Below are 12274 nucleotides of genomic sequence, written 5' to 3'. Positions count from 1 at the left end.
ATTGAGCTAATGTTCGCCGTTAGCTTAAAAATTTTAATTAGTGTCGTCCGCCGTTTGGAGAATTCACGTAAGTGATTTCAGTAAGAAAATTAAACAAATCTGGCGATTTAACCTGTATCCGTTTAGAATCGAAATTTATTAGTATTTCATCCTGAATGGGGATGCTTCGTGAAAATCCACTCCCATCAGGATTGTTAGTATGGATCCATCTAACCGCTTTGGTAACAATTAGTAGTCTTCCATCATTCAATTTTATTTTTAACATCGCCGGGCGCTTGTCAAATTTACCTGTTAGCTTCGTTTCCTTTGATAAATGAAGCCAGTTAACTACTTGTTTAATCGCTTCTATTCCTAACTCGTCCCTAAGGTGAGGTCCAGTAACTACCTGTATTGAATTAACATCATCAACCTTTAGATTCCGTATTGTAGAAGTGTTAAAGGTTGTAAAAATTAATAGTGCCACAACCATGTAAATGCTCTGAATTACTTTCATTTTATGCCCCCATCCAACGATTTTGAATTCAATATATCCAAAATCTGGGTACATAATTCATCAACTTAAACTGTCCATTAGTTGAACAGCCTGCTGGATCACTCCGGCAGGCTGTGTTTATTGAACTATCGTCTCCCGTTAGCGTAATGATACTTTAGTCTATTGTTTTAAATTCAGTTCAAGAAATCCATTATGTAGAGAAATAATTTCAGTTTCTAAGAAGCTCTCAAGAACACAATCTGCACATGTTAAATCTTGATTACCAGACTTGGGATTACGAAAACCTACACATAACATACCTGCCGTCTTTGCTCCAATAATTCCATTCGTAGAATCTTCAATGACGATACAATCGCTAGGCTCAATGTTTAAATTCAAGGCAGATTGTATAAATACATCAGGAGCAGGCTTCGATTCCTTAACTTCATATCCACTAACTATAGAATCAAAGTAGCGTGACAATCCGAATCTAGTCAACACCATTTCAATTTTAGGTCTTGATGCCGAGGAAGCGACCGCTAATCTTACATTTGTATTTGCAACTCTAATAATGAAATGCTTTACTCCTTCTATCAAATTATCTTCACTTAGCGATAACTTGAAGGACTCCTGATAAATCCTCTGAAATTCCTTCGTTAAATCGGCAATTGTTCCAGGCAATACATGTGTAGCGCTTATGTGTGACAACGCTCCAGCGGTTGTCATTCCTATTAAAGATTTAAAATCAATATTGTGTACACCTAAGTCACGTAAAAAGATACTAAATGAATTTTCGTATAAGTCTTGACTATTTACAATGACACCATCCAAATCAAATATTAAAGCCTTTCCGATTTTTTGCATTTACACCAAACCTCCTTTATAGGTGTCTTAAATGATGTTGGTATTCAAGTAGTCTATATTTGAATGGATTGTCCAGCCGAGTTTATTGACAGCCACGGGCTTTCAACCATTTATCTATACATTAACACATATTGGAAGTATCCTGCCCGTTAGCTTAATGCCGCCGTGTCAGTATAGATCTTGATTTTTACGGTCTAACACTTTATTTTCTCAGTCTACAACTTTATTTTCACGACAGTTAACTAAAACTCAAGCCTTATGCGACACATATTTTACCCATTATTCCCCTAATGTGCATTGAGATTGGATATGTTACGTTATTGTTGGTGATTTCTATGTTATTTGAAACAATTAAACCGATGCTACTTCATAAAAGTAAGGCTGTCCCAAACGGAGATTATATTCATCAGATAAAGTTCGATGTCATCGTGCATTATTGCATTTATCTGGAGATGGTTTCAAAGTTTATACCCGGAATGAAACTGATTGCACGAAACGATATCCTGAGTTGTTAAATGCCGAAATAAACGCCGCCAAAGCTGTTTTAGACGGCGAAATGATCGCCTTTGATGAATCCGGTAAGCCATGCTTTGAATTTGTTATGGAGCGTTTTATGGCTCGTAGTGGTCCGAAGAAAAGTGCTATACCCGTTCATTTTGCGGCATTTGATCTTCTTTATATGAATGGCAAATCTGTGATGGATGAGCCACTTTACAAAAGAATTAAGCTGCTGCACGAAATAGTCGTTCCAAGCAATGTAATTTCTGTTGTTCCAAGTTATGGTGATGGAGAAAATCTATTCTCACAAGTCAAAACCATGGGATTGGAAGGTATCGTATCCAAAAGGCGTGAAAGCAAATATCGGATGGACTTCCGCTCCCCGGATTGGTTAAAAATAAAAAATTATTTGTACGAGACGGTGTCCATTGGTGCTATCCGTAAAGGCGATTTCGGCTGGAGTCTCATTAAGAATCAAAAGTATGTTGGGCTTACCGAGTTTGTTCCGCCTCAAGCACGGAAAGCTTTCTCCGGTATATCCGAGCAACTGGTGACTGGTGAGGATAAACATTGGATTTATCTCGATCCAAAGCTTTCGTACCTGGTAAAATTTCAGTGCTGGACAAAAAAAGGGCTCATGAGAAGTCCTAGTTTTGTGGAATTTGTCCTATAACAAATAAAGCTGCGCTACTTTGAGCACAGCTTTATTTGTGTTTAGAATAATCCATTTATATATCGTCCGATCATCTTGCCGATGTGATCTTTTCGCATACTCGCGTGTAATCGCAAACGCTCCGTTGTGATTGCAGCATTTATAGGAATAGCTTGCTACTCCATCAATACGTTCACCGGTAATGACCGTGATATTCGCCCGCTTTAGCGATTTTTTTATTTCGACTATATCTTCATGCATACGGCTAAGAACGATATCGGTAGCCTTAGTAAAGAGGTCGCGCATCGATCGCGCCTTCTCTTCGACTTGCCTGCTATTCTTCTTAGCTATTGTGTAAGCCATCGGCAGCAAAACGAGATCATGCATCAGCTGCAGCTCCTCGCGTGACGCAGGAGGCGACTCAGGCTTTTAAAACAGTTGCTTTTATACGTTCCAGTTGCATGAGCTCTATATATTGCTCCCGCATTCGGGATGATTCCCATCGGCCATTGCCATGAAGTTTCTTACTGTTCGCGTTCATCTACGCAAATCACCTCATGGCTATTACAGAACACACGTTCTTTAGTCAAAGTTTTCATTTGAAAAGCTACCTCTTTAAATGGTTTTTTGAGCAAATGATTTGCAATATTCAACTGTTATAATATTCTAATACCTCAAGCAGCACATAATAATTTTTTTGGTCCCCAATTCGTCCCCAATTGCTGGATTCATACACTATAAAGAATACATATCTACCCGATAAAACAAAGAAAAACCCTTGATACACAAGGGTTTTGAGTAATTTTATTTTGGTGGAGCCAAGGGGGATCGAACCCCTGACCTCATCGCTGCCAGCGATGCGCTCTCCCAGCTGAGCTATGGCCCCGGACAAGCAAAATAATAGCACAGACATTTCCACACTGTCAATCATTTTGCTCGGTTATTTTTACATTCACTTCACATAGCCGAACCCTAGTATCGTAAACCTCTTATCTTCCTGTCCGGGAGCCATTCTGATCTCGACGTTATGCTCTCTTGACTCCTGCTCGTTATACAAAATAACCGCATTGCAATGCGTCCAATTGTTCGCATGTGGATCCGCGGTCACCACCAACTGACCGTCCACCAAGATATCGGCACTGCCGAAATCCTGACTGCCCGAGTCCTTAAACACTAGTAAAAGGCGCTTGCAGTTGATGGTCATTCTGAAGCCGCTCTCTCCCGACTCAGCCGAATGCATCCAGTTATGAGGGAACTGCGGCGTTCCGAAGGGATTGCTGTCCATTTCAACGAACTGCAAATCGATGTCGCTCTGATCGAACCCTCCCGCTTCTATCGAAGCAACACCTTCATAGCTGCTCCGATCCAGCAACCGCACATCCGCGAAATCATTCCCTATTACCGGGAGCTTATCGGTCTCTATGTCTTCTGCATCCGCCGCTGAACGATCCGTCTCTTCGAATAAATAGGCCAAGCAATCTGCCATGACGGTATGGCCAACATTCGTCGGATGATAGATATCGTAGAAAAACTGCCTCTTGGAAATAATATTCCCTTCTGCCTTAGTCAACTTAAACTGGTCAACCACGGCATCCTTTACGCTTACCATTGGAAGATCATAATGCCATCCGACAGGGGAAAGACGGTCCTGCAGATTCCATTCGTTCACAAATACGCTGAACAATAAAATAACGGCCGGCGCGTTGGCAGCATTGAGTGCTTTAAGCACCAGACTTTCGTAACAGTTCCCTTTTGTCTCGTCCCCTGCATCATTTACGGCAAACTCAACGATAACGATATCCGGCTCGGAGGCTCCATTCCGCAAAACATCCCGCTCGTAGCGGATCATACCAAGCTCGGAAGGCGTGCCGCCGACCCCGGCTTTAATGAGATGAATACGGTCAGCTTCAGCACCAGCCTGGCCATACATCCTTTTAAACCATTCATAGGCTTTAAACGCATAACACTCCGTATGAATCGGCTTCGCTCCGGCTCCTTGCGTAATGGAACCACCGATATAGGCAATGGTGACATCCTCGCCTCGTCTTGCCTTCTCAATAGCGGCCTTTAACCGTTTGTTATTACCTTTCTTCAATAACGATTTGGCGATCATCCCGCGATAAACATCCGTCCCGAATTCAACCGGAGGTTCAACTTCCATCTCCGGAACTTCAAAGCCATCATTCAGGTACAGCCTTATACTTACTGTCGCAAGCGCGCCGGCTTGGTCAAATTCAAAAGCAAATTTGCCTGGCACGTCATCATCCGTTGACCATTCAATGTCTGCTAGAACAACTACGGTCTCCGATCCGTCAGTCTCGCAAGGAATCCGGATCCTCGTGCCTGACTCATATTTGCTGGTTTTCCCCCAATTCTCCATGCTGAAAAATACGTCCGATCGGGTGCTGTCGTCATGTACGTTCACCGTTATTCCCATGCTATGTACCAGCTTGCGGAACCCTTCGCAGCTAGATAGAAACGCCAATATTTCCTCGTTCTCAACGCCTCCGGAGAATTTTGCTTTCTCGCTCAGCCTTCCTTCCAGGTAAATCTCTTCCGTGAACTTCCCGTCTTGACGGGGGCTTGCTTCTATTATGGTATCAAAAAGAATAAAAAATCCGCTTCGTTTCTCGGCCGGATCTTTAGGTGCTGCCGGACCTGTGAAGTTGCTATTATGCAAATCTATCGCCTCCTGCTCCGGGTATCTCTATACATTATAGAGAACCACCAAGCGAGCACGCGCGGTAGAAATTAAAGATGTTATAGAAGAAATTATGTATAATTCGATACTTCCACCAGATTATAATCCGGATCGCGAAAATACACCGATACGATTGTTCCTACTGCCCCCGTACGGGCGACCGGCCCTTCCTCGATTGGCACCCCGCAAGCAGCCAAATGCCGGATGACCTCATCCAGCGGCGTTTTCGTAACGAGACAGAAATCCGCAGACCCCGGACGCGGGCTCCTTGCCTTCGGTTCAAATTCTTTCCCCGCTTCATGCAGGTTGAACTTCTGCCGGCCGAATAGCAGCGCCTTTCGGTTATCGCCAAAGACAATGACCTCCATATTCAGCACCTTTTCGTAAAAAGCTGCCGTCTTCTCAATACTGGCCACGGTCAATACAAGGTGATCCAATGCTTCAATCTTTACCATTTTCTCAACTCCCGGCTTGTATAGATGCAAAAATAGTCCTTCCCCTAAAGGGAGGACTATTCACGCAGCAAAATTAATTGTTCATTGGATGTTTGGATAACAAGCTATTCAGTTCCTTCATGAACATATCAATGTCCTTGAACTGTCTGTACACGGATGCAAAGCGCACATAAGCCACTTCGTCAACCGGATACAGCTGGCTCATCACGATCTCGCCGATCTCGCGGCTTTCGACTTCCGCGAGCGCTGTTGTCCGGAGCTCCTTCTCCACTTCGGAGACGATGACCTCGAGTCGTTCAACCGAGACAGGACGCTTCTCGCATGCACGGATGAGACCGCGCAGTATTTTGTCGCGGCTGAATTCTTCCCGGCTCCCGTCTTTCTTAATCACGATAAGCGGTGTTTCCTCAATCATCTCGAAGGTCGTAAAACGGCGGTTGCATTTTTCGCATTCACGCCGTCTGCGGATGGACTTGTTCTCGTTAGCTGGCCTGGAATCAAGCACTTTCGTACCGGCAAAATCGCAGTAAGGGCATTTCATTTTTTTCACTCCTTCCGAATCCTGTTTTTATTTTTAAGAATTTTCCAGTCGTTACCTGAATGAAGTTGCGAATTCCGCACATAATACATTTACCAACCGCAAGGAGGTGAACATCAATGAGCTCGAACAACAGCAACCAAGTACTTGTACCGCAAGCTACTGCAGCACTGGACCAAATGAAATATGAGGTCGCTCAAGAGCTGGGTATTGCGTTGTCGCAAGACGGTTACTACGGCAACCTGCTTACTAAAGACGCAGGCTACATCGGGGGTAACATTACTCGCCGCCTAGTGCAAATTGCCGAACAATCCCTTGCTGGCCGTCAATAATGATTTCATCAGTCATGTATAACAGATGCTTTGGCTGTTCCGTCCTGAAGCGGCGGACAGCCAAGGCTTCTTCTTGTCCAAGTTAAATAACAGGATAAAGATCTTTGTACTTATTATAATAATAAATAACGCGTTGTACATAGTGACGGGTTTCCCCATACGGAATTTGATCCGTTGTGTCCAGCTTTCCATCCCATTTGCCCGTATCCAGCCACTTTTTCACATTGCCGGGACCGGCATTGTAAGCCGCAATAACGGCTACTGTATTCTGCTTGAACTGTTTGTGCAAGGACTGCAAATACCATGCTCCTACCTCGATACTGACATCCGGCCGATTCTGCAGCATATCTCTTGTGACATTGTTGAAATCTGCCTGCTTCACGATCCAGTCAGCCGTATCCGGCATAATCTGCATAAGGCCAAGCGCCCCTTTTTTGGAGACTTGTCCCGTCGAATAATTCGTTTCCGTCCGGATAATTGCCGCAATCAGATGCGGATCAACACCGTAATTCGATGCGCTTGCGCGTATGTCTTCTTTATATTGAATCGGATACATCATCCGGGCAAGCCAATTAGAATTAAGAAATAAGACGCCAATGAAGCCAATGAGCAGAATAAGAAGCACTCTTTTCCGAACCAACCACTTCATGGCAAACCCTTGCTCTTCCAGAAATCGTCCACCTGCCGCCTAGTCTCGTCAAGCGAACCGCCGTTATCAATAACCCAGTCCGCGCGGCTTCTCTTCTGCTCAATATCCATTTGAAGTCCAATGCGTCTCCGTGCTTCCTCTTCTGCGATTGCGTTCCGTTCCATCAGCCTTTTTAGCTGAAGCGTCTGGGAAACGTAAACGACCATCACCCCGTCGTACAGCTTTTCTTGACCCGTCTCGTACAAAAGCGGGATATCCGCAACGACCAATTGCCGTGGGTTCTGCTCTTCATACTGCCTTATCCGCTGCTGCATGCGGTTACGTATTGCCGGATGAAGGATATTCTCAAGCTGCGCCAGCAAATCGCGGTTATTGAACACGATGCTACCAAGCGCCTTTCTGTCCAATGTTCCATCCGTATGTATAACAGCTTGTCCAAACGCGGAGGCGACCGCTTCTAAAGCCGGTTCGCCGGGCATAACAACTTCTCTCGCAACCTGATCGGCATCGACCAGCATCGCACCGCGTTCTACCAGCATGGCAGCCACGGTGCTTTTGCCGGTAGCGATCCCGCCGGTTAAACCGATCTTCATTAGCTTTCACCCCGTTCAAGTAACTCCTGCGTATTGCTTATGACTTTATAACAGCTTTAAAATGCCGATTATGATTAATAAAATGCCCGGCAGCACCGATATCGCCTGCATGCCTTTCCAGTTCGAGAACCGGAAGCCAAACCGCATCCCGCCAAGCAGAAATAAAGCACTGGCCGCAGCAATCATAATAGGTGTTAGTAAAGGAGATAATCCGATCATAGCCGCTCCGATTCCGGCGCCAAATGCGTCAAACGACAAGGCTACTCCAAGCATTAACGCTTCGGCTGCGGAGATCGTTCCCGACTTATCCACGTCGGCGGCTTGCGGAGTCCGCAATATTTGTATAACCAATCCCAGGCGCTTCAATTCAACGATCACGACAAGAACCGGATGCGTACGGTCAATCTGCTCCTGATCAGTCTCCGCCGGATGTTCCGAATCTCCTTCGGCCTGGCCTTCGGCAGCTCCCGCTTCCCGGCTGCTCCGCCTAAGCTGCAGCAGCGCCCAAGTGCCAATGCCGACAAGTACAACCGCTCCAATCAGCTTAGCCACAAAAGGCGACAAATACCCCGTAATCCATGAACCCACTATCATCGATAAAAAGATGACCAACCCTGAGCAACAAGCGATAATGACAACCGACAAGAGCGGTATTCTTATTCGCCGCAATCCGTATGTCACGCCTACTCCGAAGCCGTCCACACTGACGGCAAAAGCAAGCACCAGCAAAGAAGCAAAATGCGCGAACAACCCGCAGCCCTCCCCGCATACCGGATGTCTCTAGCTGCGCCAACGCGCTTATCTAGACATCCGCCTATTGTTCGTAACAACAATAGCATATGCGGGGAAATCGTTACGGTGCATTAAACCTGCGGGACAGCCTTTTTACGTGCCTTAGGCAAAGGCTGGCAGCTCGCGCAGGTATGCGTGCCTCTTCCGCCCACAACCGATTTCTCGATTAATCTGCCGCAGCTTGTGCAGGGCTCGTCTTTCCTGCCGTACACCAGGAGCTGGTGCTGGAACATCCCCATTTCGCCTTGCCCATTCACGTAGGATTTAATGGATGAACCGCCTGCCGCAACAGCCTTCGCAAGCGTCGATACAATGGCCTCATAAAGACGGATCCATTCCGCCCTCTTCAAGGAATCGGCCGTCCGCTCAGGATGAATGCCTGCCAAGAACAATGCCTCATCCACATAAATATTGCCAAGCCCCACCACATATTCCTGATTTAGAAGAAGTGGTTTAATTAGGCCTGATTTTTTTCCAAGCAAACCTCTCAAGGCATCTGCCGTAAAAGCCTCATTCTCCAGCGGCTCTAGACCAAGCTTGCTTAGCGGCTTCATCTCGAATTCCGTTCCCGGCTCGAACAGATGCATCGTGCCGAATTGGCGTACATCCTTATATCTCAGATCCGTTCCGTCATCGAAGTGGAACAAGACATGCGTATGAAGCTCAACCGGCTCGTCGCTTGGGAATACGCCGTAGCGTCCTTCCATCCGAAGATGGGAGACCAGCACGAGACCGTCCATTACGATTCTCAAAAACTTTCCGCGCCGCTCAACAGTCTGGATCGTCCGTCCGGCTAGCGCCCTTTCGAACGCCTCCGGTTCAGCCGGGCGTTGTATGATACGCGGCAGCTTCACTTCTACCGAAGCGATTCGCTTGCCTGCAACTAATTCGATTAATGTTCTTCTAACCGTTTCTACCTCTGGCAATTCGGGCATTATTATTCACCTCAAACCCATTATACCTGATTCGGATGGGCTGCGGGACGGGATAGTTTTGTCAATCCCGTTGCTTAGGCGAAACTTTCGCCCGCTTCTTACTTCGCCTCGTACCAGTTGACCCCGTAGTTCACGTCCGCCTTAAGAGGTACGTCCAGCTTTAGCGCCCCGGCCATGGTGCTAGGCACAAGCTCCTTCATGAGCTCGAGCTCCTCCTCCGGCACTTCGAATACCAATTCGTCATGTACCTGCAGCAGCATACGGCTCTTCAGCCCGCGTTCCCGGAGCGTCTCATCCATGCGCACCATCGCCAGCTTAATAATATCGGCTGCCGTGCCCTGGATTGGCGTATTCATCGCCGTACGCTCCGCGAAGGAGCGCAGATTGAAGTTGGAGGCCTTAATATCCGGCAGATAACGGCGGCGCTCCAGCAAGGTTGTCACAAAGCCATCGCGACGGGCTTGCATAACAATATCGTCCATATACTTGCGTACGCCCTGGAACACCTCGAAATACTGCTCAATAAACTTCGCGGCTTCCTTACGGGTAATATTCAAGTTCTGGGATAAACCAAAATCGCTGATGCCGTATACGATACCGAAGTTAACCGCCTTCGCCGAGCGGCGCATATTCGAATCCACTTGATCAGCCGATACGCCAAATACGTCCATCGCTGTTTTCGTGTGGATATCCATATCGTGGATAAAAGCTTCCTTAAGCCGCTCATCGCCGGAAATATGGGCGAGAACGCGCAGCTCGATCTGCGAATAGTCCGCAGCGAGGACATACCAGCCAGGCTCGGACGGTACAAACGCCTTGCGGATCTGACGGCCTTCCTCAAGCCGGATCGGAATGTTCTGCAGATTCGGGAACTGGCTGCTGAGACGTCCCGTTGCCGCAATGGTTTGACGGTAATACGTATGAATTTTGCCTGTTTCCGGACGAACCTCTTTCAGTAGACCTTCAATATACGTGGACTGCAGCTTGGACAAAGTACGGTAATGCAGAATGAGCGGAACGATCTCATGATAAGGAGCCAGCTTTTCCAATACTTCCGCGTCTGTCGAATAGCCAGTCTTCGTCTTCTTCTGAGCGGGGAGTCCCAGCTTTTCGAACAATACCTCGCCAAGCTGCTTAGGAGAGCCAATGTTAAACTCCATTTCAGCCAAGCGGTAGATTTCGCTTACGGTTGCCGACAGCTTGCTCTCCAGCTCGCTGCCGAGACGCTGCAGCTCCGCTATTTCCACCTTGATGCCTTGGCGCTCCATTCCGGCCAGCACGACAGACAGTGGCTGTTCCAGCTCGAAATACAGCTCGTTCATGCCCCGCTTCTCAAGATCTGCGCGCATCAGAGCCGTAAGCTTACGGACGGCATCCGCCTTCACGGACAGATGGCGATACAACGTCTCGTTGTCCGGCACTTTGAATTTGGCGCCTTTGCCATACACCGCTTCGTCATGAGGCACCGAAGACTGGCCATAACGGTCGCATAACGCATTTAGCGTCAGGTTCGTATCGGTCGGATCGAGCAGATAAGCGGCTAACTGCACGTCAAAAGCTACGCCGCGCCATTCGATTCCTCTCCAGCCAAGCGCAAGCTCCGTCTTATGCGTATCGAAACCGTTTTTAGGCTTGTCCGCATCCTCCAACCATTTCCGCAGCTCCGCTGTGAACGGTTGTTGAAGCGCCGCTACGGGCACAACGTATGCCTTATCCCCAACTGCCGCGGCAAGTCCCAATACTTCCGCTTGGTGAGGATTCTCGCCGATTGCTTCCACATACAAGCCATGCTCCGGACTTTGCAATGCCGACAGCATGTCCTTCAGCGCTTCACCGTCATTATCGGATTCAATGACTACAATGTTAAGCTCTACAGCTGGAGCTGCCGACTCGCTGCTTCCCGCAATTGCTCCATTCAAATCCAGCCGCTCGATAAGCGACTTGAATTCCAGCTTGCGGAACGCATCCGCAAGTGTTGCCGGCTGGTAGCCTTCATAACGGATATCCTCCGCGCTATGCTCAAGCGGTACCTCGCGGAAGATCGTAGCCAGCTTTTTGCTCATGATCGCATCGTCTTTATGCGTCTCGACCTTTTCTTTCATCTTGCCTTTGAGGCTGTGCGTATTCGCCAGCACTTCCTCAACCGTGCCGAACTCATGCAGCATCTTGAGCGCCGTCTTCTCGCCTACGCCCGGAATACCCGGGATATTATCCGATGTATCGCCCATCAACCCCTTAAGGTCAATGATCTGCATCGGCTTCAATCCGTATCTTTCCTCAATAGCAGCCGGTGAGAAATGCTCAACCTCACTGATCCCTTTGCGCGTAATCGCGATGGTAACGTTATCCGAAGCGAGCTGCAGCATATCCTTATCGCCCGTAACGACCAGCGTCTCAACCTTCTGCTCATCGGCCAGGCGCGTCAGCGTACCGATAATATCGTCGGCTTCGTAGCCGGACAGCTCAAACTGCGAAATGCCAAACGCCTTAAGCAAATCCTTCATCACCGGGAATTGCTCGGACAGCTCCGACGGCGTTTTCGCGCGGCCGCCTTTATATTCGGTATAGCCTTCATGGCGGAACACCACTTTACCCGCGTCAAATGCAACCAGCACATGGGTCGGCTTCTCGTCTTCCAGCAATTTAAGCAGCATTGTCGTAAATCCAAACACCGCGTTTGTATGTAAACCTGCTGAATTCGTAAGCGGCGGCATCGCATAAAAGGCACGGTTTGCGATACTATTGCCATCAATTAATATCCACTTGTCCATTCCGACACCTCACCTAATCGTT

12 protein-coding genes, 1 tRNA gene and 1 pseudogene are annotated in these 12274 nt (G+C 47.6%); 2 read left to right on the top strand and 12 right to left on the bottom strand.

All coding sequences use genetic code 11. The annotated features are described in order from the left end of the window. Nucleotides 1–37 precede the first annotated feature (37 nt). Both WFJ73_RS00470 and WFJ73_RS00465 read right to left on the bottom strand, forming a co-directional pair. Nucleotides 38–493, bottom strand: coding sequence for a hypothetical protein (locus WFJ73_RS00470; protein ID WP_336770966.1), 456 nt, complete (start codon nt 491–493; stop codon nt 38–40). A 159-nt stretch (nt 494–652) separates the two neighbouring features. Next, nucleotides 653–1336: an HAD family hydrolase gene (locus WFJ73_RS00465; RefSeq protein ID WP_336770964.1), complete on the bottom strand. Its 684-nt coding sequence runs from the start codon at nt 1334–1336 to the stop codon at nt 653–655. A 424-nt stretch (nt 1337–1760) separates the two neighbouring features. Here WFJ73_RS00465 and WFJ73_RS00460 point away from each other — a divergent pair. Beyond that, a pseudogene (locus WFJ73_RS00460) lies at nt 1761–2507 on the top strand (ATP-dependent DNA ligase); the annotation flags it as partial. Here WFJ73_RS00460 and WFJ73_RS00455 read toward each other — a convergent pair. From WFJ73_RS00455 to nrdR, 5 genes are all read right to left on the bottom strand, one after another. After that, a complete protein-coding gene (locus WFJ73_RS00455) occupies nt 2502–2873 on the bottom strand; it encodes a hypothetical protein (RefSeq protein ID WP_336770962.1) in 372 nt (123 codons plus the stop codon). The pseudogene WFJ73_RS00460 and the gene WFJ73_RS00455 overlap by 6 nt on opposite strands. Nucleotides 2874–3296: 423 nt before the next feature. Continuing rightward, nucleotides 3297–3372 (bottom strand) — tRNA-Ala (locus WFJ73_RS00450). A gap of 66 nt (nt 3373–3438) precedes the next feature. Further along, on the bottom strand, nt 3439–5166 hold the full coding sequence (locus tag WFJ73_RS00445) for an SGNH/GDSL hydrolase family protein (protein ID WP_336770960.1): 1728 nt from the start codon (nt 5164–5166) through the stop codon (nt 3439–3441). Nucleotides 5167–5258: 92 nt separating this feature from the next. Next, complete coding sequence (locus WFJ73_RS00440; protein WP_336770958.1) at nt 5259–5642, bottom strand: VOC family protein; 384 nt, start codon at nt 5640–5642, stop codon at nt 5259–5261. A gap of 73 nt (nt 5643–5715) precedes the next feature. Next, on the bottom strand, nt 5716–6183 hold the full coding sequence (gene nrdR / locus WFJ73_RS00435) for a transcriptional regulator NrdR (RefSeq protein ID WP_336770956.1): 468 nt from the start codon (nt 6181–6183) through the stop codon (nt 5716–5718). Between the two features lie 116 nt (nt 6184–6299). On the opposite strand from nrdR, the gene WFJ73_RS00430 reads away from it, so the two are divergent. Next, entirely contained in the window at nt 6300–6512 is a 213-nt protein-coding gene (locus WFJ73_RS00430; protein ID WP_116393767.1) for an alpha/beta-type small acid-soluble spore protein, read from the top strand. Between the two features lie 82 nt (nt 6513–6594). Here WFJ73_RS00430 and WFJ73_RS00425 read toward each other — a convergent pair whose 3' ends face one another. The 5 genes from WFJ73_RS00425 to polA form a co-directional block, all read right to left on the bottom strand. Continuing rightward, the gene (locus WFJ73_RS00425; RefSeq protein ID WP_015843144.1) at nt 6595–7161 is read right to left on the bottom strand and encodes a lytic transglycosylase domain-containing protein; all 567 of its coding nucleotides are present in this window, start codon (nt 7159–7161) and stop codon (nt 6595–6597) included. Further along, the gene (gene coaE, locus WFJ73_RS00420) at nt 7158–7754 is read right to left on the bottom strand and encodes a dephospho-CoA kinase (protein WP_336770952.1); all 597 of its coding nucleotides are present in this window, start codon (nt 7752–7754) and stop codon (nt 7158–7160) included. Before coaE ends, WFJ73_RS00425 begins: the two co-directional genes overlap by 4 nt. A 45-nt stretch (nt 7755–7799) precedes the next feature. After that, nucleotides 7800–8504, bottom strand: a complete 705-nt coding sequence (gene ytaF, locus WFJ73_RS00415; protein ID WP_336770951.1) for a sporulation membrane protein YtaF — start codon at nt 8502–8504, stop codon at nt 7800–7802. 113 nt (nt 8505–8617) lie between these two features. Further along, nucleotides 8618–9481, bottom strand: coding sequence for a DNA-formamidopyrimidine glycosylase (gene mutM, locus WFJ73_RS00410; RefSeq protein ID WP_336770949.1), 864 nt, complete (start codon nt 9479–9481; stop codon nt 8618–8620). A 98-nt stretch (nt 9482–9579) separates the two neighbouring features. Continuing rightward, nucleotides 9580–12252 (bottom strand): DNA polymerase I, encoded by a 2673-nt coding sequence (gene polA, locus WFJ73_RS00405; RefSeq protein WP_336770948.1) that lies wholly within the window; start codon nt 12250–12252, stop codon nt 9580–9582. Nucleotides 12253–12274: the final 22 nt, after the last annotated feature.

Origin of the sequence: Paenibacillus sp. MMO-58, from assembly GCF_037146255.1 — a bacterium.
Lineage (GTDB): Bacteria > Bacillota > Bacilli > Paenibacillales > Paenibacillaceae > Pristimantibacillus.
This window is presented reverse-complemented; position numbering and strand designations above follow the sequence as displayed.